Here is a 22,202-nt window from a genome sequence, read left to right on the forward strand (position 1 = left end):
GCGGGACGCTACGACCCATGACGACCTTGCTGCTCAGCCTGCTCCTGGCCCTGGCCCAGACGGTCCTTCCGGGACCCGCCCCCGGGCCCGTTCCCGGCGTCCGCCCGCTGCCCGCACCGCTGAGGGTGGCCCGCTGGTGGGACCCGCCGCCGACCCCGTACGCGGCCGGGCACCGCGGCGTGGACCTGTCCGCCCCGGTGGGCGCGGAGCTCCGCGCGGTCGGCCCCGGCCGGGTCCACCACGCCGGGCTGGTCGCGGGCCGCGGGGTGCTCTCGCTGACCCTCCCGAACGGTCTGCGCACGACCTACGAACCGGTCCGTCCACTGGTCACGGAGGGCGAGGAGGTCACGGCGGGCCAGGTGGTGGCGGTCCTGACGGAGGGCTCCCACTGCCCGCAGCCCTGCCTCCACTGGGGCCTCCTGTCAGGCGAGACCTACCTCAACCCACTCACCCTGGTCCCCCACCCAACCCCCCGCCTGCTGCCCACCTCAGCCCCCGCCGGCGTTTGAGGCGCGGAGCCTCGGGGCGGCGGAGCCCCAGGGGCCTCAGCCGCGCACGCCCCGCAGGGCCATGGCCACGGCCGCCTCCGTCACGACGGCGGGATCCTCCGCCGCGCCGAGCTCGATGCGCCGGACCGCGGCGTCCACCACGCCCTGGAGGAGCATCGCCGCGAGCCGGGGCTCCTGCTGCCCGAGGGCGGCCAGCGCCTCGACGATCATCGCGACCAGTCCCCCGTGCGCCGCACGGATCTTCTCCCGCGCCCCGGCGTCCAGCTCGCTCGCCGAAATGGCCACCACCGCCCGGTGCCGCCGGTCCCCGACGAGCCCCAACTGGCTCCGCACGTAGGCCTCGATCTTCGCCTCCGGCGACTCCGCCTGCTCCATGGCCGCCTCGATCTCGGCGGCCCACACGGGGAAGTCCACCGCGCACAGCTCTTCGACGACGGCCGCGCGGGAGCGGAAGTATTCGTACACGGAGGACCGGGCGAGCCCGGTCCGCTCCGCCAGGGCGGGGAAGGTCAGCGCCTCCGTCCCGCCTTCGGACAGCAGGGAACGCGCGGCGTCCAAGAGGGCGCCGCGCTGCATCGACCGGTGCTCGGCCACGGAGGCCGCTCGAATCCTGGGCACGCATCCACTCTACGGAGGTGGCGCAAGCTCACCGTCCTACATCCGCCAACTTCGCGCGCAGCTGCAGGACGGACTTGGTGTGGATCTGACTGACCCGGCTCTCGGTGACGCCCAGCACGTTCCCGATCTCGGCGAGCGTGAGGCCCTCGTAGTAGTAGAGGGTCACCACGGTCTTCTCCCGCTCGGGGAGCGTGTTGATGGCCCGCGCCAGCAGGCGCCGCAGTTCGCGGTCCTCCGCCACCTCCACCGGGTTGTCGGCGGCGGTGTCCTCCAGGGTGTCCATCAGCGAGAGGCGGTCGCCGCCCTCGCCGCCGACGTGCAGCAGCTCCTCCAGCGCGACCACGTTCGCGAGGGACAACTGGCTGAAGACGGTGTGGAGGTCCTCGACCCCGATGCCCATCTCCCCGGCGACCTCGCTCTCCGTCGGGGTGCGCCGCAGCTGGGCCTCCAGCGTGGCGTAGGCCCGTTCCACGGCCCGCGCCTTCTGCCGGACCGAGCGGGGGATCCAGTCCAGTGCCCGCAGTTCGTCGATCATGGCGCCGCGGATCCGGGTGATCGCGTACGTCTCGAACTTGATCGACCTGTCGATGTCGAACTTCTCGATGGCGTCGATCAGCCCGAAGACCCCGGAGGAGACGAAGTCGGCCTGCTCCACATTGGGCGGCAGGCCCACGCTGACGCGGCCGGCGACGTACTTCACCAGGGGCGAGTAGTGCAGGATCAATTGCTCCCGCAGCCGCTCGTCACCCGATTCCTTGTACGAGCGCCACAGCACCTCCAGGGACGAGGGCGCGGTGGACCGCACGCTGCCGCGGGCAGCGGGGGGCACCGCAGCGCGGTCAGACCCTGAGGTGTGCTGGGGCATGCTTCGCCTTTGCCGGAGCCGGATTCCTTGGGAGCGTAGCGTGACGGAAGTGTCGCGGTGCGCGAAGAGTACGGGATGGCGCGGGGGCGCAGGCGCGCCCCGGCTCGCACGGGCCGCCCGGGACCGGCGCCGCGCGCACGGTCCCGGCGGCTGCCATCGGGAAGGCCGCGTCTCTCATCGGTTTCACTCTTTCACCGGAACTCCCCAGGTCAACGACCGCCTCGCCGGGTGGACCGGGTTTGTATGTCCCCTCCAGCCGTTTGTCTGCTCAACTGCCAGCCGTCGCCCTGCCGTTCGACGAACCCCAGAGAGTGAAGTTCGTACAGTCTGCCGATGACTTCATCGGCGCCGGTGCCGGAGGCAAGTGCCAGCTCGGCCGCGTCCGCCGGGCGTCCGGCCGGAAGTGCTTCGAGCACCCGGGCGGTGTCCCGGTCCAGCAGGTCGCGGGCGAGCACCGGGCCGCGCCGCTCGGGCGCCAGTTCGCCCATGGCGCCCACCAGTTCGACGACTTCCGCCGCGTCGGTGACGAGCGCGGCCTCGCCCCGCAGCAGTTCGTGCACCCCGGCCGAGAGCCCGCTGGTGGCGGGCCCCGGAATGCCCATCGTGATCCGCCCGAGCTGCTGGGCCCGCCGGGCGGTGACCAGGGAGCCGCTGCGGTGGGCGGCCTCCACGACGACCGTGCCCCGGGTGAGGGCCGCGATGACCCGGTTGCGCAGGACGAACCGGCTGGGGGTGGGGTGGCTGCCGGGCGGCAGCTCCCCGAGGATCAGCCCCTGGCCGGCGATCCGGTCGAGGAGCCCGGTGTGTCCGCGGGGGTAGGCGACGTCCACCCCGCAGGCCAGCACGGCCGCGGTCGCGCCGCCGGGGGCGAGGGCCCCGCGGTGGGCGGCGCCGTCGATCCCGAACGCGGCCCCGGAGACCACGACCCAGCCCCGCTCGGCGAGCCCGGCGGCCAGGGTCTGGGCCATGTGCGCGCCGTACGGGGTGCAGGCCCGGGCGCCGACCACGGCGACCGAACGCAGCGCCCACGTCCGCAGGTTCGGCCGGCCCCGCAGCCACAGCCCGACGGGGCGGGCGTCGCCGAGGTCGTCGAGCTGGGTCGGCCACTCCGGCGATCCCGGGAACACGAACCGGCCGCCCGTCGCGGCGGCCCGTTCGAGGTCGCGCCGCGGATCGGCGAGCGCCGCCCGTCTGCGGTATCCGGCGAGCCGCTCCGGTCCCACTCCTGCCAGGGCCTCCGCTCCCGCCTCGGGGCCGGTGAGCAGCCCCATCAGCCCGACCGCGCCGTGCTCGCGCAGCCAGCGCCCGCCGTGCTCGTCCCCGGGCTCCAGCACCCGCGTGAGCGCCGCCCGCGCCGGCAGTTCCCCTTCCCCGGCGCCGGTCATGTCCCGCCTCCCGTCACCGGGATCGCCCCGCGGGTGATCCCGGTCCGCAGCTCCAGCGCCACGGCCACGTCCAGCGCGTCGGGCCGGTCCCGTCCCCGCAGGTCGGCCACGGTCCAGGCGACCCGCAGGACCCGGTCCAGCCCGCGCGCGGTGAGCAGCCCCCGTTCCAGATCGCGCTCGGCCTGCGCCAGTGCCCCGGGGCCCGCCTGCCACCGGGTGCGCAGTTCCTGTCCGGGCACCTCGGAGTTGAGCCGCCAGGGGGTGTCGGCGAGCCGGGCCGCGGCGCGCTCCCGGGCCTCCCGCACCCGCTCGGCGACGACAACGGTGGCCTCTCCCCGGCCGCCCTGCCCGAGCAGATCGGAGCGGGTCACGGGCTCGACCTCCACCCTCAGGTCCACCCGGTCGAGCAGCGGCCCGGACAGCCGTGCCTGGTAGCGCCGGATCACCGAGGGCGGGCATTCGCACCCGGCTCCCAGCAGGGAGTGGCGCCCGCACGGGCAGGGGTTCGCGGCGAGCACCATCAGGAACCGGGCCGGCAGCCTCACCACCCCGGCCGCACGGGCGATGACCACGTGTCCCGATTCGAGGGGCTGGCGCAGCGCGTCCAGGGCCCGGCTGTGGAACTCCGCGGCCTCGTCCAGAAAGAGCACGCCGCGGTGGGCCAGGGAGACCGCCCCGGGCCTGGGGACTCCGGTCCCGCCTCCGACCAGTGACTGCATGGTCGCCGAATGGTGCGGTGCGCAGTACGGCGGCCGGGCGACCAGCGGTTCGCCGGGCGGCAGGATGCCCGCGACCGAGTGGACGGCCGTGACCTCGACCGAGTCCTGGCGGGTGAGCGGCGGCAGGATCCAGGGCAGCCGCTCGGCCAGCATCGTCTTGCCCGCGCCCGGGGGTCCGCTGAGGAACAGGTGGTGCCCTCCAGCGGCCGCCACCTCCAGGGCGCGGCGCGCCGTGTGCTGCCCGGCCACGTCGGCGAGGTCGGGGAAGTCCGCGGCGTCCGCCCGGCCGGAGCGGCCGGGGGCGAGCCCCGTGCCCAGCCCCGCCCCGGGGACGAGCAGGCCGGCCAGTATCGGATCGGGGCGCCCCGGCGGTTCGGGCGGATCCTCCTCGGGGACCACCCCGTCGGTCAGGACCGCGATCAGCTGGCGCAGGCTGCGCACGCCGAGCACCGAGACGTCCGGCACGAGGGCGGCCTCGGCGGCGCACTGCTGCGGCACCACCACCTGCCGGTATCCGGCCTCCGCCGCGGCGAGGACCGCGGGCAGGATCCCTCGGACGGGACGCACCCGGCCGTCCAGTCCCAGCTCCCCGATGAGGACGAGGTCGGCGATGGCGCCGGGGTCGACCACCTCGGCGGCCCCGAGCACCGCCACGGCGACGGCCAGGTCGAATCCGGCGCCGGACTTCGGCACGGAGGCCGGACTGAGCCCGACCGTGAGCTTCTTCTGCGGCCAGGCCGCACCGGAGTTGACCACGGCCGCCCGTACCCGGTCCCGGCTCTCGACGAGGGTCTTGTCCGGCAGCCCCACCAGGGTGAAGGCGGCGACCCCGGGCTCCAGATCGGCCTGGACCTCGACCACCACCCCGTCGACGCCGACCAGGGCCACCGAGCAGGCGCGCGCGAACCCCATCAGGCCACCCCCCTGACGTGTTCCACCAGGGGAGCGCCGCGCCGCGGCAGCAGGACTCCGACGAGGTCGATGCGCACGCCGCCCGGGGGTGGTCCGCCGTGGTCGGCGAGCCACCGCCCGGCGAGCCCCCGTAAGCGCTCGGCCTTGGCGGGCCGCACGGCGGCCATGGGATGCTCGAAGTCACCCGCCCGGCGGGTCTTGACCTCGCACACGACGAGGGCGTCCCCGTCCCGCGCGACGATGTCGATCTCCCCGCCGCGGCACCGCCAGTTCCGCGCGATCACGGTCATCCCGGCCTCGGTCAGCCGCCGCGCCGCGAGTTCCTCGCCGTACCGCCCCAATGCCTGCTGTGCCACGCCCTTCGCGTTCATCCGGCACCACCTCCGGCACCGACGGTCCCGCGTCCCCGCCCACCTTGTGGATCTTGGTGGACAAGCCGGCCGTTGTGGACAACCCCCTCACCCTCCCGGGTGAGGAAGCTCAGCTGCCGGGCAGTTCGAGGTCGCTCTTGTTGAGCTCCTCGATGTTCACGTCCTTGAAGGTCAGCACCCGGACCTGCTTCACGAAGCGGGCCGGCCGGTACATGTCCCAGACCCACGCGTCGGCCATCGAGACCTCGAAGAAGACCTCACCCTGGACCGAGTGCACCTGCATCTCGTAGTCGTTGGTGAGGTAGAAACGGCGTTCGGTCTCGATCACATACTTGAACAGCCCGACGACGTCGCGGTACTCCCGATAGAGCTTCAGCTCCATCTCGGTCTCGTACTTTTCGAGGTCCTCGGCACTCATGGCATGTTCCCCTTCAGCCGTGCGTCCCCCTATTGTGCGCCAGGCCCATGCGCCCCTAAACGATTTCCGGGGCCAGGACCACCGGCGCACCCGGAGGACCGTCGTCGAGCAGCGTACGGAGCAGCTCGGCGAGTCTGGTCGGGTACACCGTCTCATGGGCCGAGAGAAGTTCCTCGGAGGTCCACCACCTGGCTCCGGTGACGCTGCGCCGCTCCAGCTCGGTGAGCCCGCCCATCTCGGTCGCCGTCTGGCTGGTACGTGCCAGGAAGTACCACTCGTCCTGCTCCCAGCGGCGCCCGTCGAAGGGGAAGGAGCAGTAGCGGTGCCACAGCACCGGCCCCAGCTCCACCTCCGTGATCCCCGTCTCCTCCGCGAGTTCGCGCAGTGCGGCCTGTTCCCGGCTCTCGGTGCCCTCCAGCCCGCCGCCCGGGGTGAACCACCAGTCGTCCGAGGGGTCCGCCGGCTCGAAGCCGTGCAGCAGCAGGATCCGGTCGTCCGGGTCCAGCAGGATCACCCGCGACACCTTCCGGTGGCTCGTTCCGGCCCGGTCAGCGGACACCGGCCCGCTCCTGCCGCCGGGCGCGCCCCAGGACCCGCGCCAGGGGCCCGTACGCGGCCCCCAGCAGGACCAGGGCGGCGCCGGCCACCACCGCCACCAGCTGGAGCCGCAGCGGCCCGGGCTGCGAGATGCCGCCGGGCAGGGCGGCGTACGTCGCCGGCCGCTCCAGCATCTTCGCGTCGGGCCACGCCAGGGCGTCGACGCGGGCGCTGACGGCCGACCGGGGCACGGTCCCCTGCCCGGCCTCCTGCAGGTGGGCCCGGGAGTCGAGCGACGCGGCCCGCCGGTCGCCCAGCAGGAAGAGGTTGCCCTCGGGGACCGTCACCTCGAAGGGGGTCCCGGGCGGCGGGGCCTGCCCCGGCGGCGTGGCGAGACCCGTGTCCGGCCGGGTGGTGTCGGCGTACGGCTCGTCCAGCGGCGTGCCGTTCACGGTGAGTTCGCCGCCCGCGCCGCAGCACTTCACGGTGTCGCCGCCGATGCCGACGACCCGCTTGACCATGGGCGAATCGCTCCACATGGAATCAGTGAAGATGACCACGTCCCCGCGGCGCACCTCGCCGCCGTCGATGCGCTGCGCGAGCACCCGGTCCCCGGGCCGCACCGTCGGCATCATCGAGTCGGTCGGCACCGTGTAGGGCCGGTAGAGGAACGCCCCCCACACGAAGCCGCCGAGGAAGAGGGCAAAGCCGATGGCCACGGCGAGTCCCGACAGCACATTGCCGAGACCGCCGCGGCCATCCTTGCCACTGCGTATCGCTTGTGTTCCGCCCATTGCAGCGCCCCCACACTCCGGGATCGTCGACCTGGGCGGCACCCTACCGGGCGGTACGACCGCTGGTCAGCTTCTGCCTGCGCCACATGACGAGCGGAACCGCCCCGACGAGCCCCAGCGCGGCCGGGCCCAGCCCGACCGGCGCCAGTCCGGCGGCCCCGAGACCGACCGCGGTGGCGGCGGCCTGGTTGCCGATGCCCGGCTGGTCGAAGGTGTCCGGGATCGGCAGGGTCGACCAGCGGGTGAGCGGCCACGCGATCACGACGGCGCGTCCGACGACCTTGTCGACCGGAACGAAGCCCTGGGTGGAGTCCTGCATGTGGTAGCGGGAGTCCTGGGAGTTCTGCCGGTGGTCGCCCATCACCCAGATCTTGCCCTTGGGCACGGTGATCGGACCGAAGGGAGCGTCGTCACAAGGGGTGTTGCCGGGGAAGATGTACGGCTCGTCAAGCTCCTTGCCGTTGACGATGACCGGTCCCCCCTTCTTGCACTCGACCGTGTCACCGCCGATGGCGATGGTCCGCTTGATCAGGTCCTTCTCCTCGGCGGACGGCATCAGGCCGATCCAGCTGAGGGCCTTCTGCGCGAGGTTCGGCTCCGGGGTCGGCTCCCCCGAGAGCCAGTTCGCCGGGTCGTGGAAGACCACGACCTCGCCGCGCTCCGGCTCGGAACCGAACCACGGGGTCAGCTTGTCCACGAGCACCCGGTCACCGCGCTGCAGCGTGTCCTGCATCGAGTCGGACGGGATCGAGAACGCCTGGACCAGGAAGGTCTTGATCAGCAGGGCCAGCAGCAGGGCGATGCCGATGAGGAGCGGAAGCTCCTTCCAGAACGAGCGGTGCGCACGCGCCTCGGTACCGTCCTCGTCGGCCTCGCGCTCGACTGCATCGTCCGGCCGCTCCTCGCCCTCGTCGCGTCCGGATCGTGCGCCTACCGCCACATCCCCCACATCCACTCCTCACTCGCGATCGCCGCCCGCGCCGAAACAGGCACGGGCCCTCCCCTCCCATAACGAGCGGGAGTTCCCTAAGGCGCGGGAGACCGAAGACACACTATGCGAACGGCACGCCCCGACGGCGCCCACGCCGTCCGCGTCGTTCGCTCCGTGCCTGATCGGGCACCATGCGGAAGGTCGCGGGCTGTTCCAGTCGCTTCCAGTGCCCGAACGGCCAGGCGATCACCACGGCTTCGCCGACGACCCCCTTCTCGTCGATGGTGCCCTCGAACGCCTCGTCGAGATGGAAGCGCGAGTCCGCCGAATTCGCCCGGTGGTCGCCCATGACGAAGAGCCGGCCGGGCGGCACCTCGACCTCGAAGGTGATCTCCGAGGGGGCGTTGCCCGGGTTCACGTACGGCTCGTCGAGCGGGGAGCCGTTGACGGTGACCCGGCCCCGGCTGTCGCAGCACTTGACGGTGTCCCCGCCCACGCCGATGACGCGCTTGATGAGGTCCTGCTCGTCGGCCGAGGGCAGCAGGCCGATGAAGGTCAGGGTCTGCTTGATCTGTTTGACGCCGACCGGGTCCGGGGCGGGCCGGGCCGCCTCGCCCTTGAGCCAGCCGCCGGGGTCCTTGAACACGACGACGTCGCCGCGCTCGACCTTGGAGCCGAACCACGGGGTCAGCTTGTCGACGAGGACCCTGTCGCCGATCCGGATGGTCTGTTCCATCGAGCCCGACGGAATGAAGAAGGCCTGCACCAGGAAGGTCTTGAGGAGCAGGGCTATGCACAGCGCCACCACGACCAGCAGCGGCAGTTCGCCCGCCCGGCGCGTGCGGCGGCGCCTGCGCACCTTGCGGGCCGTCCGGCGCCGTTCGGCCCGGCCGCCCTCGACCACCGGTGCGGGTGTGGGTTCCGGCTCCGGTTCGGGCTCCCACTCCCGGCCGCCGCGCGGCCGTCCCCGGTTACCCATGACCGCCGCCGACCGCGCCCCAGCGCGAGACCGGCCAGCCGATCCAGTCGGCCCGCCCGATCACCATCTCCACCGGCACCATCCCCCCGCCCGGTTCCCCGAGGTGGTCCCGCGAGTCCCGGGACTGGGACCGATGATCACCCATGACCCACAGGCTCCCCAGGGGTACGACGATCCGGAACGGCACCTTCGAGGGCGCGTCACCGGGATACAGGTACGGCTCGTCCAGCGGCACGCCGTTGACCTCGACCCGCCCGGCGGCGTCGCAGCACACCACGTCGTCGCCGCCCACACCCACGACCCGCTTCACGAAGTCGGTGTCGGACGGCTCCGCGAGCCCGAGCGCCGAGGCCGCGCCGTGCAGCAGCACGCCGACCGGATTGCCGGCCGGGCGTTCCCGTACGAAGGAGCCCGTACCGTCGAAGACCACCAGGTCCCCGCGGCTCGGCCGGTCGCCGAAGCGGTACGCCAGCTTGTTGACCAGTACCCGGTCCCCCACCTGGAGCGTCGGCTCCATGGAGCGGCTCGGGATCAGGAAGGGCTGGACCACGAAGTTGCTGAAGAGCAGCAGGAAGACGGTGCAGATCACACCGAGCACTCCGGCCCGCCGCCAGGTGAGCGGCCCCCGGGCCGGCGCCCGCCTGTCTCCGCGCGTGGAGAACGCAAAACGCGGCCGCTCCTCCCCCTCGCCGGGGGAAGAGTGGCCGCGCTGCGTGTGAGGTGCTTCGGTGTCCATCGGGGGCGAGCCTATCCGGCCGACCCCGAACACCGGAGGCGACCTTACCTGTCGCGCTTCTCCTTGATCTTCGCGGCCTTGCCGCGGAGCTCACGGAGGTAGTACAGCTTCGCACGGCGAACGTCACCGCGGGTGACGAGCTCGATCTTCTCGAAGATCGGGGAGTGGACCGGGAAGGTACGCTCCACGCCGACGCTGAAGGAGACCTTGCGGACGGTGAAGGTCTCGGAGACCCCGGCGCCCTGGCGACGGATGACGACGCCCTTGAACTGCTGGATACGGGAGCGGTTGCCCTCGATCACGCGGACGTGCACGTTGATCGTGTCACCCGGGCGGAAGGCCGGGACGTCCGAGCGGAGCGCGGCGGCGTTGACGCCATCGAGCAGGTGAGACATGTTCTTCGTCTGCTTTCTTCGCACGACGCCACAGGCCGCCGGGCGGGTTTCCGTAGAGAATTCGGGAGCTGTCCCACCCGGCGGGCGACGGTCCCCCTGTGGCAGGGGCGCTCGCGGGCGTACAGCAGCCGCCTATTCTTCCACGGTCTGCGGCCTGCGCCAAAATCGGCCGTCCGGGGACGGCGTCCAGCCCAGGACGGAGAGGATCTCCCGGTCCTTCTTGTCGAAGGCGGCGGCCTCGCAGCGCTCGATCAGGTCGGGCCGGTTCCGCGCGGTCCGGCGGAAGGCCTCGTCCCGCCGCCAGCGGGCGATCTTCCCGTGGTGGCCGCTGAGCAGCACCTCGGGGATGTCGCGGCCGCGCCACACCGGGGGCTTGGTGAAGACGGGCCCCTCCAGCAGGTTGGCCATCTCGCCCGGCGCGAAGGAGTCGTCGCGGTGCGATTCGGCGTTGCCGAGGACCCCGGGCAGCAGCCGGGCCACGGCCTCGGTGACGACCAGGACGGCGGCCTCGCCGCCCGCCAGGACGTAGTCGCCGATGGAGACCTCGTACACCGGCATGCGCGTGGCGTACTCGTCCATGACCCGGCGGTCGATGCCCTCGTAGCGGGCCGGGGTGAAGATCAGCCAGGGCCGCTCGGAGAGCTCCACGGCCAGTTCCTGGGTGAAGGGCCGGCCGCTGGGCGTGGGGACGACCATGACGGGCCCGCGCGCGCCCGCCTCGTAGCCGTCGGCCAGCGCCGCGTCCAGGGCCTCGCCCCAGGGCTCGGTCTTCATGACCATGCCGGGACCGCCGCCGTACGGGGTGTCGTCGACCGTGTTGTGCCGGTCGTACGTCCAGTCCCGCAGGTCGTGGACGTGCACGTCGAGCTGCCCGCGGGCACGGGCCTTGCCGACGAGGGAGACGTTCAGCGGCTCCAGGTACTCGGGGAAGATCGTGACGACGTCGAGTCGCATCAGACGTCGTTCCCGGAGTCGGCGGCGTCCGCGGAGTCCGCGTCAGGAGCCGGGTCCTCGTCACGGGTCGAGGCGATGACCGCTTCGCGCTCGTCGATCAGCCCGGGCGGCGGGGTGATGACGCAGCGCTGCTCCTCCAGGTCGATCTCCGCGACGATCTCCTCGACGAAGGGGATCATCACCTCGGAGCCGTCCGGCCGCTCGACGATGAAGAGGTCCTGCGAGGGCAGGTGGGAGATCTCGGTGATCCGGCCGATCTCGGTGCCGTCCTCCAGTACCACGTCCAGGTCCATCAGCTGGTGGTCGTAGTACTCGTCCTCCTCCTCCGGCAGCTCCGCCGGGTCCACCTCGGCGATCAGCAGGATGTTGCGCAGCGCCTCGGCCCCGGTGCGGTCCTTGACGCCGGCGAAGCGGAGCATCAGCCGGCCGCTGTGCACCCGGCCCGTCTCGATGGTCAGCGGTCCCGCCGCGGCGGGCTCCGTCTTGAGCACGGCGCCGGGGCCGAGCCGCAGCTCCGGCTCGTCCGTGCGCACCTCGACGGTGACCTCACCCTTGATGCCGTGGGCGCGGCCGATCCGCGCGACTACCAGCTCCACTGTGTCTCTCTCCTGGTCAGACGACGACGGGCCGGGGTGGGCACGAATGCCCTCCCCGGCCCGTGCCGGTGATTCAACTGCTCAGCGGACCTGGTCCACGTCGACGAGGTCGACACGGATCCCACGGCCGCCGATGGCGCCCACGACGGTACGCAGAGCACGCGCGGTGCGGCCGTTGCGGCCGATCACCTTGCCGAGGTCGTCGGGGTGGACCCGGACCTCGAGCACCTGCCCGCGACGCAGGTTGCGCGAGGCGACCTGCACTTCGTCAGGGTTGTCCACAATGCCCTTTACGAGGTGCTCAAGAGCCTCCTCGAGCATGCTCAGGCCTCGGTCGACTCGGCGGCGGCCTCAGCCTCGTCCGCCTTCTTGTCGGCCTTCTTCGCCTTCTGCGTGATGGCCTCGCCCTTGCCCTCGCCGATGCCCTCGAGGGCCTTGGCGAACTCGTCGAAGGAGCGACGCTTGCTCTCCTTCGTCTCCGGCTGCAGGAGCGGCGCGGGGGCGGGGAGACCCTTGTGGGCCTGCCAGTCACCGGTCAGCTTGAGGATGGCGAGCACAGCCTCGGTGGGCTGGGCGCCGACGGACAGCCAGTACTGCGCACGCTCGGCGTTGACCTCGATGCGCGACGGGTTGTAGGTCGGGTGGTAGATACCGATCTCCTCGATCGCGCGACCATCCCGGCGGGTGCGGGCGTCGGCGACGACGATGCGGTAGTGCGGCTGGCGAATCTTGCCGAGGCGCTTGAGCTTGATCTTGACTGCCACTGGAGTGGTGTCTCCTGAACTTGACGTGGTTGGGCACATGAGATGCCACGTGGGGTTGCGGTACTCGGGTGCCCGATGGACGCGTCAGCCGGAGGAGAGAGGGGTCCTATGCGACTGTCGAGTACAGCTAGCCATTGTGCCATACGCCCGCGGCGCGCTCAGCCGGGCGGGACGGTCCGGCTCCCGCGGGCGGCCCGCTCCCGTCCCCGTGCGGACATGGCGTGCCGCGGGGACGGCGGTGCGGGGCGCGGGGCACGGCCCGCCGGTGGTGCGGGCTGCCCGCGTGCACGCCGTCGGCGGTCGCCCCGGTGGGGGCGAGGGCCCGGCGGCCGGTTCGCCGTGGGGCGGTGGCCCCGGTGGCGGCGGTGACGGCGGTCAGGAGGCCGCCGCGATGGCGACTTCGGGGATGCGGAAGGGCTTCATGCACCCGCCGCACACGATCGGCGCCTGGGCCAGTACGGAGGGGACCACCCGCACGTTGCGCCCGCAGTCGCAGACCGCCTTGACGCGCACACCGCCGCCGGAGGACCCGTGCCGGGCGGCCGGTCCGCGGAAGCTGCGCTTGGTGTCGGCGGCCGTGGCCGCGGTGTGCGCCTTGAGGGCGCGCTGCAGCCGTTCGATGGTGGGGCGGTAGCGCCGCTTCGCCTCCGGATTGAGCGTGACGAGCGAGAAGCCGCTGCTGGCGTGTGGTTCCTCGGAGTGGTCCAGCCCCAGCTCCTCGGCGATCGCGAGGAATCTGCGGTTGTGGTAGCGGCCGGCGCGCGAGGTGTCTCGGACTCCGCGGGCGGCGGCGATGCCGTGGACTGCCTCGTGCAGCAGTCGCTCGAAGGAGAGCTCGGCGCCGCAGGCGGACGAGGACTCTCCGATCAGGGACTCGGGCGCGGCAAGGTCAGGCAGCTCGGGGTGGTGCCGCTGAATATCGGCCCACGCCTGCGCCAGCTCTGCGGCGAGAACAGGTGGTGTCGTGCTCACGTCGTGACAACGAGCCGAGGTGCCCGGGTGTTCCGATTCCGGGCCATTCCAAATTTTTTGCACGTACCAGTCAGTTCAGTCTCATGCGTCCTGACGAGGACGGGTGCGCCGATCCCAGGAGGAGTCGGTACTTAACGAGGACCACCGACGAAGCCGCCCCGGCGCGCGGCACGAGCCGCACGCCGGGGCGCAGGAGCCTTCGGGGCCCGATCAGTACGAGCGCGCGACGATCGCGAGGGTACCGGGAGCGTCGTCCGCCTCGGGAACCGACCCGTCCTCGGCGATCAGGCAGCGCACGGAGACGGCCTGCTCGGCCAGCTTCGCCTCGCCCTCCGGACCGAGGTCCGCCCACGGGATCCGCGCCCAGCCACCGGCGATGGCGGCCTCGGCGGCCTCCTCGATGGTCGCGACGTCGGAGGTGCGGGACTCGCGGCGCTCACGGGACTCGCGCAGCAGCTGCGCCTGGTCCTCGTCGAGCACCTTGGGCAGCAGGTCGGCGAGCGCGTCGATCTGCACCGGGGTCTTCCCGCCCGGGATCCGGCGGGCCAGCATCGCGGTGCCGGCCTCCAGGTCGCGGGGGCCGATCTCGATGCGCACCGGTACGCCCTTGAGCTCCCAGTCCACCGCGCGACGGCCGAAGGGGGTGTCCACGCGGTCGTCGACCTGGACGCGGAGTCCGGCGGCCTTCAACTGGGCGCCGAGCTCGCGGACCTTGGTGACGGCCTCGTCGCCCTTGATCGCCATGACGACGACCTGGACGTGTGCGAGGCGCGGCGGGACACGGAGGCCGTTGTCGTCGCCGTGGGACATGATCAGGCCGCCGACCATGCGGGTCGAGACGCCCCACGAGGTCTGCCAGACGAGCTCCTGCTTGCCTTCCTTCGACAGGTACCGGGTGTTGAAGGCCTTGGCGAAGTTGGTGCCGAGCTCGTGGCTCGTGCCCAGCTGGAGGGCCTTGCCGTCGCCCATCATGCCCTCGAGGGTGAGGGTGTTGATGGCGCCGGCGAAGCGCTCCTTGGCGGTCTTGCGGCCGAGCACGACGTCGATGCCGAGCACGTTCGTCATGAAGTCGCCGTAGACGTCCGTGTGGATCCGGGCGGCGTAGTCGCGGGCGTCCTCGTAGGTGGCGTGGGCGGTGTGGCCCTCCTGCCAGAGGAACTCGCTCGTACGGAGGAACACGCGCGGGCGCATCTCCCAGCGGACCACGTTGGCCCACTGGTTGATCAGCAGGGGCAGGTCACGGTAGCTCTGGACCCACTTGGAGAAGTAGTCGTTGATGATCGTCTCGGACGTGGGCCGGACGACGACCGGCTCTTCCAGCTCCTTGCCGCCGCCGTGCGTGACGACCGCGAGCTCGGGGGCGAAGCCCTCGACGTGCTCGGCTTCCCTCGTCAGGTACGACTGCGGGATGAAGAGCGGGAAGTACGCGTTCTGGGCGCCCGCGTCCTTGATGCGCGCGTCCATCTCCTGCTGCATCCGCTCCCACAGGCCGTAGCCGTACGGTCGGATGACCATGGTGCCGCGGACCGGACCGTTGTCGGCCAGCTCGGCCTTGTTGATCAGATCCTGGTACCAGCGGGGGAAATCCTCCGCCTGCGGGGTGAGAACGGGTGCCTTTGCCATGCCGCGAATCGTACGGCGCCGGGCACACGATGCGTGAATCGGGTGCCGCGCTCCTCTGGACGCGGGGGCGAATGGGGAGTTCTCTGGCAACGGGGGCAAGGGGGCGACACGGAATCAGGAGCGCTCTTTCGATGACACCGACGCCGACGGCGACGCTCGTCGCCCGGGACTGGGCGGAGATCCAGGAACGGATGCTGGTACCGCTGTACGAAGCGGTCTACGACCGACTGGAGGTAGGGCCGGGTGACCGGCTGCTGGGCCTCGACTGCGGGGCCGGTCTGCCCCTGCTGCTCGCGGCCGGGCGGGGAGCCGTGGCCACGGGCGTGGAGGCGGATCCGGCCCGGCGGGCACTGGCCCGTGAGCGGCTGCTGGAGGTGCTGGCGGCCCCGCCTTCGGCGCCTCGCCCGTACGACGCCCTGCTGGCCTTCTCGCCGTCCCCGGCGGCGCTGGCCGCGGCCCTGCCCGCGGTGCGCCGCGGCGGGGCGGTGGTGCTGGCCGACTGGGGCCCGACGGAGCGCTGCACCGTGCCCGCGGTCCTGGGGGGCGGGCCCTCACCCCGCGACCTGGACGCGCTGGTGGAGCGGGCCGGGCTCAGACCGGACGGATCGGGGCGGGTGTTCTGCCCGTTCGGGTACGCCGACGTGGACAGCGCGGTGCGCGGGCTGGTGTCGACCGGGCTCTACGACGGCGCGGCCGACCCCGCGCTCGCGGAGAAGGAGCTGGCCGAGGCGCTTCACCCGTTCGAGCGGTCCGATGGCGCCGTGTGGCTGCCGAACATCTTCCGGTATGTGATCGCCCGGGTGGGCTAGCCTCCGCGCGGCCGGGCGGCCGTCAGTCGGTGTCGTGCGCCTTCGTCAGGCGGGTGATCCCGGCGGCGGCGTAGGCGGCCTTCTCGTCCAGGGTCTCGTTGGCGAGCAGGGCCTCGGCGAGGGCGTCGAGCTGCGGGCGGTGTTCGCGCAGGAGGCGGCAGGCGTCCATGTAGCACTCGTCGACGATCCGCCGCATCTCGTGGTCGACCGCGTCGAGGGTGGCGGGGGCGGCGGACAGGCCGTACGGACCCCCTCCGTCGGAGGGGATGGCGGTGAGCTTGCCGACGCGGTCGCTCATGCCCCAGCGGCCGACCATGCCGCGCACGATGTTGGTGACCTGTTCGAGGTCGTTCTCGGCGCCGGTGGTGATGACGTCGTAGACGACGTGTTCGGCGGCCATGCCGCCGAGCGCCCCGATGATGCGGCCGCGCAGGTACTCCTCGGTGTACGCGTACCGGTCGGCGTCCGGGGTGGAGAGGGTGACGCCGAGGGCGCGTCCGCGGGGCACGATGGTGATCTTGCGGACCGGGTCGGCGCCCGGCTGGAGCATGCCCAGGAGGGCGTGGCCGCTCTCGTGGTACGCGGTGCGGCGGCGCTCCTCCAGCGGCATCACCAGGGACCGCTCCGCGCCGAGCTGGACCTTCTCCAGGGCGTCGGAGAGGTCGGACTGGGTGACCTGGTCCTGCCGGCGCTTCACGGCGAGCAGCGCGGCCTCGTTGGCGAGGTTGGCCAGTTCGGCGCCGGTCATTCCGGGGGTGGTACGGGCCACCTGCGCGAGGTCGACGCCCGGGTCGAGCGGGATGTCGCGGGTGTGGATGCGCAGGATGGCCTCGCGGCCGGCCCGGTCGGGCGGGGCGACGACCACCGTGCGGTCGAAGCGGCCGGGCCGGGTCAGGGCGGGGTCGAGGACGTCGGCCCGGTTGGTGGCGGCGAGGACGACCACTCCCTCCGAGCCGGAGAAGCCGTCCATCTCGGTGAGGATCTGGTTCAGGGTCTGTTCGCGTTCGTCGTGGCCGCCCATGGCCGCGCCGCCGCCGCGCACGCGGCCGATGGTGTCGATCTCGTCGATGAAGATGATCGCGGGGGCCACCTTGCGCGCCTCGGTGAAGAGCTCGCGGACCCGGGAGGCGCCGACGCCGACGATCATCTCGATGAACTCGGAGGCGGAGGCGGAGAAGAACGGCACCCCGGCCTCGCCCGCGACCGCCCGTGCCAGCAGGGTCTTGCCGGTGCCGGGCGGGCCGGACAGCAGGACGCCGCCGGGCATGCGGGCGCCCAGCTTCCGGTAGGCCTGCGGGTTCTTGAGGAAGTCGACGACGTCGTTGAGCTCGCCCTCGACCTCGTCGATGCCGGCCACGTCCTCGAAGGTGGTGCGCTTGTCGCCCGTCTCCAGTTCCACCGGCTTGGGCGGGGCCTTGCGCCCGAGCGCGCCCATGCCTCCCATCCCCGAGCCCATCCGGCGGGCGATGACCACCCAGAGCAGGACCAGCAGGAGCATGGGGGCGAGGGAGAGCAGCAGGTTGGCGAGGAAACTGCGCTGCACGACGACCGGGGAGGCCGTCACGGTCACGTTCTGCTTGGTGAGGTTGGCCCACAGGTCGTCGTCGGCGAAGGCCGGGCGCTGGGTGACGAATTTGGTGTAGTCGCCCTTGTCCCCGTCGGGCAGCGGCTGCTTGGCCTTCAGCTCGCCCTGGATCGCGTCGCCCTTGGAGTAGATCTTCGAGACGTTGCCGTTGGCCACCTGCTTGCTGAACTCGGTGTACGAGACGGTCGGCTCGTCCCCCTCGTTGAAGAAGGACAGCACGAGGTTGGTCACCAGGTAGACGATCAGGGCGGCGAGGATCAGTCCCCTCCAGCCGCCCGGCATCCTCTTCTTCGGCGGAGGCGTGGGCGGGGCGCCTTCCGAGCGCCAGGGCGTGTCGGCCCGGTCTCGGGGAGGTACGGGGGTGGGGCTGGGCACGGGGCGCCTCCTTCTGCCATCCTCCCGGCCGACAATAAGCGACAAATCGACCCGTTGCCCCGCAAAGAACGGAGGGCCCCGGCCGTGGGATCACGACCGGGGCCCTCCGCTGCCTGCCTGCGCAGGTGCTACTTCATGAACTTCTTGAACTCGTCCGGAAGGTCGAAGTCCTGACCGTCCTGGCCGCCCGCCGGAAGGCCGAAGGGGCTGCCGCCGGCCGCGGGCTCGATCGCCTGCGGGCCTGCTTCGCGCCGGGCCGCTGCCGCGGCCTCCTCTTCCTTGCGCTTCATCGGGTTGCCGCTCTTGCGCTTGCCCTTGGCCTGCTTGATCTGCTTCTTCTGCCGGCCGGGGCCGCCGCCCATCCCGGGGATGCCGGGCATGCCCGGCATGCCGCCGCCCTGGGCCATGCGGGACATCATCTTGCGGGCCTCGAAGAAGCGCTCGACGAGCGACTTGACGGCGCTGACCTCGGTGCCGGAACCCTTGGCGATACGGGCACGGCGCGAGCCGTTGATGATCGTCGGGTCCTGGCGCTCGGCCGGGGTCATCGACTTGATGATCGCGGCGGTGCGGTCCACGTCGCGCTCGTCGATGTTGTTGATCTGGTCCTTGATCTGCCCCATGCCGGGCAGCATGCCGAGCAGCTTGGAGATGGAGCCCATCTTGCGGACCTGCTCCATCTGGGCCAGGAAGTCGTCGAGCGTGAACTCCTTGGGGCCCTTGGCGAGCTTGGCCGCCATCTTCTCGGCCTCGGCCTGCGAGAAGGTCTTCTCGGCCTGCTCGATGAGGGTGAGCATGTCACCCATGTCGAGGATCCGGCCCGCCATGCGGTCGGGGTGGAAGGCGTCGAACTCGTCGAGCTTCTCACCGTTCGAGGCGAACATGATCTGCTTGCCGGTGACGTGCGCGATGGAGAGCGCAGCACCACCGCGGGCGTCGCCGTCGAGCTTGGAGAGCACGACGCCGTCGAAGCCGACGCCGTCGCGGAAGGCCTCGGCGGTGTTGACCGCGTCCTGACCGATCATGGCGTCGACGACGAAGAGGATCTCGTCGGGGCTGACGGCGTCGCGGATGTCCGCGGCCTGCTGCATCAGCTCCTGGTCGATGCCGAGGCGGCCGGCGGTGTCGACGATGACGATGTCGTGCTGCTTGGTCCGCGCGTACTCGACGGAGTCCTTGGCGACCTGGACCGGGTCGCCGACGCCGTTGCCCGGCTGGGGGCCGTAGAAGGCCACGCCGGCGCGGTCGGCGACGACGGAGAGCTGGGTCACGGCGTTGGGGCGCTGGAGGTCGCAGGCGACGAGGAGCGGGGTGTGGCCCTGCCCCTTGAGCCAGAGGCCGAGCTTTCCGGCGAGGGTGGTCTTACCGGCACCCTGGAGACCCGCCAGCATGATCACGGTGGGCGCGGTCTTGGCGAAGCGCAGCCGCCGGGTCTCGCCGCCGAGGATCGTGACGAGCTCGTCGTTGACGATCTTCAGGACCTGCTGGCCGGGGTTCAGCGCCTTGCTGACCTCCTCGCCGCGGGCCCTTTCCTTGACGTTCGCGATGAAGGAGCGGACGACCGGGAGGGCGACGTCGGCCTCGAGGAGGGCGATACGGATTTCCCGGGCCGCGGAGTCGATGTCAGCCTCGGACAGCCGGCCTTTGCCGCGCAGGCCCTTGAAGGTATTCGCCAAGCGGTCGGAGAGCGTATCGAACACGGTGGTCGCGATTCCTCGGGTCGGGGGCGTTGTGGTCGTCCCCCAGGGTATCGGGCCGTACCACGTGATGGACCCGTCGGTCCTTTCCCGGCCTCCGCCCGCCTGCCCAGCGCGGCTCAAAGACCGGGGCTCCGCCCCGCGCAGCGGCAATTCCAGCCCCTCCGGCGTTTGAGGAGCGGGGGTCCGGGGGCGGCGCCCCCGGCCCCCCGGCGCCGCGGGTTACGACAGGGCCACCTCCACCGACCCGGCCAGGACGGCCGCCTCCTGCGGATCCAGGGGCTTGCCCTCGGCGGTGGTCACGTACAGCGTGTCGACCGCGTTCGCGCCCAGCGTGGAGACGTGCGCGCTGCGCACCCGGACGCCCCGGGACTCCAGCGCCCGCCCGATCCGGTGCAGCAGGCCCACCGCGTCCGGTGCCCGCACCTCCAGGACCGTGGCCAGCGAGGAGACGTCCGGGACGACCGTGACCCGGGGCGGCGGCGGGACCACCCCGCGTCGGCGCGGGTACGCCGCCTCGCGGTCCGCCAGCTTCGCCGGGACGTCCAGCGAGCCGTCCAGGGCCCGGACCAGGTCGCTGCGCAGCCGCGCGGCCTCGGGCAGCGCGCCGTACTCCGCCGCCACCCGCCACCGCAGGACCAGGACCTCGCCCAGCCGGTCCGGGAGCTCCATGGAGCGCAGGTCCGCCGCCCGTACGGTGAGCCGGTGCAGGGCCAGTACCCCGGCCACCGCCGGGAGGACCCCCGGCTGGTCGGGTACGGCCACGACCAGTTCCCCGCCGACCGCGTCCTCCTCCTGCCGGACGTGGAGCGCGAGCACGGGCTCCCGGGTGCGCAGGGCCTCGACCGCCAGGCGTTCCTGTTCCGTGGTCGGGATCTCCGCCTCCCGCACCTCCGGGGCCGTGCCGCGCAGCAGGGCGGCGACCCGCGCGACGAGGTCCGCCACCAGCGAGCCCCGCCATGCGCTCCACGCCGCGGGCCCGGTGGCCAGGGCGTCCGCCTCCGTCAGGGCGTGCAGTATCTCCAGCGTGCCCACCGACCCGACGGCCTCGGCGACCGAGCGGACGGTGGCCGGGTCGTCCAGGTCGCGCCGGGTCGCGGTGTCGATCAGCAGCAGGTGGTGCCGTACGAGCGCCCCCAGCACGGCGGCGTCCTGCGCGTCGAAGCCCACGCGGGCGGCGACGTCGCGGGCGATCGTCTCGCCGGCCACCGAGTGGTCGCCCGGCCAGCCCTTGCCGATGTCGTGCAGGAGGGCCGCCATCAGCAGCAGGTCGGGGCGGCCGACCCGGCGGGTGAGGGCCGCGGCCCGCACCGCCGTCTCGATGAGGTGGCGATCCACCGTCCAGGTGTGGACGGGGTTGCGCTGCGGGCGGCACCGCACCCGCTCCCAGTCGGGGAGCAGCCGCGTGATCAGGCCTTCCGCCTCCAGCGCCTCCCACACGGCCACCGTGGGCTCCCCCGCTCCGAGCAGGGTCACCAGCTGTTCCCGCGCCTCGGCCGGCCAGGGCACCGGGAGCGGTTTGGCCTGCGCCGCGAGCCTGCGTACGGCGTGCAGCGATACGGGCAGACCCGCCTGCGCGGCGGCGGCGGCGAACCGCAGGGGCAGGACGGGATCGCGGTCGGGGCGCGCCGCCAGGGCCAGTACGGCCTCCCCGTCGGACTCCACCACGCCCTCGGCCAGCGGTGCCCGCGCGGCGGCCGCGGCGGCCCTGGCGCCCAGCAGCCCGCGCAGCCGGGGCCGGGCGGCGCGGGCCCGCAGCACCCGCCCGACCTCCCGCCAGGTCACGTCACCGGCGTACGCGACGACCCGCGCGGCCTCGTACACCTCGCGGAGCAGCGCGTCGGCGTCGAGCAGCCCGAGCTGCGCCGCGACCTGGTCCTGTTCCTGGAGCGAGAGCCGGTCGGTGGCCCGGCCGGTCACCAGGTGGAGGGCGTCCCGCGCGTCGAGGAGCCGCCGCCGGGCCTCGGCGAGGCCGTCGCGCGGGGCGTCGGCCAGCCAGGAGGCCGCGACGGCCCGCAGCGCGGTGACGTCGCGGAGCCCGCCACGGGCCTCCTTGAGGTCGGGTTCGAGCAGGAAGCGGAGCTCTCCGGAGCGTTCGGCCCGCTCGCGGCACAGGTCGTGCAGCTGCGGGAGCCGTTTGGCGGCCTGGTTGCGCCAGTCGGCCAGGACTGAGGTCCGCAGTCCGGCGAGGAGTCCGGCGTCACCGGCGACGGTCCGGGCGTCGAGCAGGCCGAGCTGCACCTTGAGGTCCTCGGCGGCGGTCTTGCGGGCCTCGCCGGGGGTGCGCACCGAGTGGTCGAGGGCCAGGCCGAGGTCCCACACCGGGTACCAGACGCGGTCGGCGAGCGCGCTCAGCGCCCGCGGTTCCGCCTTGCCGTCGTGCAGCAGCACCAGGTCGAGGTCGCTGCGCGGGGAGAGTTCGGCCCGCCCGTAGCCGCCGACGGCGACCAGGGTGGCGCCGCGGACGCCGGTCTCCCGTACGGCGGTCGTGAACAGGGCGTTCAGCCAGTCGTCGGTCAGCCCGGCCAGGGCGGAACGCCGCGAAGGCCCGGACCGCGACTCCTCCTGGAGGAGTCGCAGCCGGGCCGCGGCGTATCCGCTGGGTCCCGAGTCGGCCGTGTTGTCCGTGGTCTCTTCGACGCTCGTCACCCAGGAGCT

General features: G+C 72.5%; 22 protein-coding genes and 1 pseudogene. 2 read left to right on the forward strand and 21 right to left on the reverse strand.

Annotated features, from left to right (window positions below; genetic code table 11):
• Positions 1–17 precede the first annotated feature (17 nt).
• Positions 18–509, forward strand: a complete 492-nt coding sequence (locus tag ACFYZ4_RS19065) for a M23 family metallopeptidase (RefSeq protein WP_390784411.1) — start codon at positions 18–20, stop codon at positions 507–509.
• 36 nt (positions 510–545) lie between these two features.
• Here the strand turns inward: ACFYZ4_RS19065 and ACFYZ4_RS19070 are convergent, their stop codons facing one another.
• The 18 genes and pseudogenes from ACFYZ4_RS19070 to proS all read right to left on the reverse strand — a co-directional run bounded on the left by ACFYZ4_RS19070 (position 546) and on the right by proS (position 15,078).
• Entirely contained in the window at positions 546–1,103 is a 558-nt protein-coding gene (locus tag ACFYZ4_RS19070; RefSeq protein WP_351292922.1) for a helix-turn-helix domain-containing protein, read from the reverse strand.
• A 52-nt stretch (positions 1,104–1,155) separates the two neighbouring features.
• Positions 1,156–1,992 (reverse strand): RNA polymerase sigma factor WhiG, encoded by an 837-nt coding sequence (gene whiG, locus ACFYZ4_RS19075; protein ID WP_051836561.1) that lies wholly within the window; start codon positions 1,990–1,992, stop codon positions 1,156–1,158.
• 209 nt (positions 1,993–2,201) lie between these two features.
• Complete coding sequence (dprA, locus tag ACFYZ4_RS19080) at positions 2,202–3,377, reverse strand: DNA-processing protein DprA (protein WP_351292872.1); 1,176 nt, start codon at positions 3,375–3,377, stop codon at positions 2,202–2,204.
• A complete protein-coding gene (locus ACFYZ4_RS19085; protein WP_390784412.1) occupies positions 3,374–5,008 on the reverse strand; it encodes a YifB family Mg chelatase-like AAA ATPase in 1,635 nt (544 codons plus the stop codon). Before ACFYZ4_RS19085 ends, dprA begins: the two co-directional genes overlap by 4 nt.
• Positions 5,008–5,379: a YraN family protein gene (locus tag ACFYZ4_RS19090; RefSeq protein ID WP_319730868.1), complete on the reverse strand. Its 372-nt coding sequence runs from the start codon at positions 5,377–5,379 to the stop codon at positions 5,008–5,010. Before ACFYZ4_RS19090 ends, ACFYZ4_RS19085 begins: the two co-directional genes overlap by 1 nt.
• A gap of 109 nt (positions 5,380–5,488) precedes the next feature.
• Complete coding sequence (locus ACFYZ4_RS19095; protein WP_005311352.1) at positions 5,489–5,797, reverse strand: DUF2469 domain-containing protein; 309 nt, start codon at positions 5,795–5,797, stop codon at positions 5,489–5,491.
• Between the two features lie 55 nt (positions 5,798–5,852).
• Entirely contained in the window at positions 5,853–6,356 is a 504-nt protein-coding gene (locus ACFYZ4_RS19100; protein WP_390784413.1) for an NUDIX hydrolase, read from the reverse strand.
• The gene (gene lepB / locus ACFYZ4_RS19105; RefSeq protein ID WP_351292866.1) at positions 6,346–7,128 is read right to left on the reverse strand and encodes a signal peptidase I; all 783 of its coding nucleotides are present in this window, start codon (positions 7,126–7,128) and stop codon (positions 6,346–6,348) included. Before lepB (ACFYZ4_RS19105) ends, ACFYZ4_RS19100 begins: the two co-directional genes overlap by 11 nt.
• Before the next feature lie 43 nt (positions 7,129–7,171).
• The gene (gene lepB, locus ACFYZ4_RS19110; RefSeq protein WP_351292864.1) at positions 7,172–8,068 is read right to left on the reverse strand and encodes a signal peptidase I; all 897 of its coding nucleotides are present in this window, start codon (positions 8,066–8,068) and stop codon (positions 7,172–7,174) included.
• Positions 7,989–9,038, reverse strand: a pseudogene (gene lepB, locus ACFYZ4_RS19115) (signal peptidase I); the annotation flags it as partial. The gene lepB (ACFYZ4_RS19110) and the pseudogene lepB (ACFYZ4_RS19115), both read right to left, overlap by 80 nt.
• The gene (lepB, locus tag ACFYZ4_RS19120; RefSeq protein ID WP_390784414.1) at positions 9,031–9,774 is read right to left on the reverse strand and encodes a signal peptidase I; all 744 of its coding nucleotides are present in this window, start codon (positions 9,772–9,774) and stop codon (positions 9,031–9,033) included. The pseudogene lepB (ACFYZ4_RS19115) and the gene lepB (ACFYZ4_RS19120), both read right to left, overlap by 8 nt.
• 44 nt (positions 9,775–9,818) lie before the next feature.
• Entirely contained in the window at positions 9,819–10,169 is a 351-nt protein-coding gene (rplS, locus tag ACFYZ4_RS19125; RefSeq protein ID WP_030386403.1) for a 50S ribosomal protein L19, read from the reverse strand.
• Between the two features lie 132 nt (positions 10,170–10,301).
• Positions 10,302–11,123: a tRNA (guanosine(37)-N1)-methyltransferase TrmD gene (gene trmD / locus ACFYZ4_RS19130; RefSeq protein ID WP_351292860.1), complete on the reverse strand. Its 822-nt coding sequence runs from the start codon at positions 11,121–11,123 to the stop codon at positions 10,302–10,304.
• Complete coding sequence (rimM, locus tag ACFYZ4_RS19135) at positions 11,123–11,719, reverse strand: ribosome maturation factor RimM (protein WP_390784415.1); 597 nt, start codon at positions 11,717–11,719, stop codon at positions 11,123–11,125. The genes trmD and rimM overlap by 1 nt, the downstream gene beginning before the upstream one ends.
• 81 nt (positions 11,720–11,800) lie before the next feature.
• Positions 11,801–12,040, reverse strand: a complete 240-nt coding sequence (locus tag ACFYZ4_RS19140; protein WP_030011889.1) for an RNA-binding protein — start codon at positions 12,038–12,040, stop codon at positions 11,801–11,803.
• A gap of 2 nt (positions 12,041–12,042) precedes the next feature.
• A complete protein-coding gene (rpsP, locus tag ACFYZ4_RS19145) occupies positions 12,043–12,483 on the reverse strand; it encodes a 30S ribosomal protein S16 (protein WP_030386406.1) in 441 nt (146 codons plus the stop codon).
• A 375-nt stretch (positions 12,484–12,858) separates the two neighbouring features.
• Positions 12,859–13,455 (reverse strand): hypothetical protein, encoded by a 597-nt coding sequence (locus ACFYZ4_RS19150; protein WP_030708534.1) that lies wholly within the window; start codon positions 13,453–13,455, stop codon positions 12,859–12,861.
• Positions 13,456–13,665: 210 nt separating this feature from the next.
• Positions 13,666–15,078 (reverse strand): proline--tRNA ligase, encoded by a 1,413-nt coding sequence (proS, locus tag ACFYZ4_RS19155; protein ID WP_351593604.1) that lies wholly within the window; start codon positions 15,076–15,078, stop codon positions 13,666–13,668.
• 131 nt (positions 15,079–15,209) lie between these two features.
• Here proS and ACFYZ4_RS19160 point away from each other — a divergent pair, with 131 nt between their 5' ends.
• Positions 15,210–15,887, forward strand: coding sequence for a methyltransferase type 11 (locus ACFYZ4_RS19160; protein WP_351292851.1), 678 nt, complete (start codon positions 15,210–15,212; stop codon positions 15,885–15,887).
• A 22-nt stretch (positions 15,888–15,909) separates the two neighbouring features.
• On the opposite strand, the gene ftsH is transcribed toward ACFYZ4_RS19160, so the two are convergent.
• The 3 genes from ftsH to ACFYZ4_RS19175 all read right to left on the reverse strand — a co-directional run bounded on the left by ftsH (position 15,910) and on the right by ACFYZ4_RS19175 (position 22,193).
• Positions 15,910–17,847: an ATP-dependent zinc metalloprotease FtsH gene (gene ftsH, locus ACFYZ4_RS19165; RefSeq protein ID WP_390784416.1), complete on the reverse strand. Its 1,938-nt coding sequence runs from the start codon at positions 17,845–17,847 to the stop codon at positions 15,910–15,912.
• Between the two features lie 128 nt (positions 17,848–17,975).
• Positions 17,976–19,547 (reverse strand): signal recognition particle protein, encoded by a 1,572-nt coding sequence (ffh, locus tag ACFYZ4_RS19170; protein WP_351292847.1) that lies wholly within the window; start codon positions 19,545–19,547, stop codon positions 17,976–17,978.
• A gap of 219 nt (positions 19,548–19,766) precedes the next feature.
• Positions 19,767–22,193 carry a [protein-PII] uridylyltransferase gene (locus ACFYZ4_RS19175; RefSeq protein ID WP_390784417.1) on the reverse strand — a complete coding sequence of 809 codons (2,427 nt, stop codon included), beginning with the start codon at positions 22,191–22,193 and terminating at the stop codon, positions 19,767–19,769.
• Between the last annotated feature and the right edge of the window lie 9 nt (positions 22,194–22,202).

This window comes from Streptomyces sp. NPDC001513, from assembly GCF_042894695.1.
In the GTDB taxonomy this organism is placed as follows: domain Bacteria; phylum Actinomycetota; class Actinomycetes; order Streptomycetales; family Streptomycetaceae; genus Streptomyces.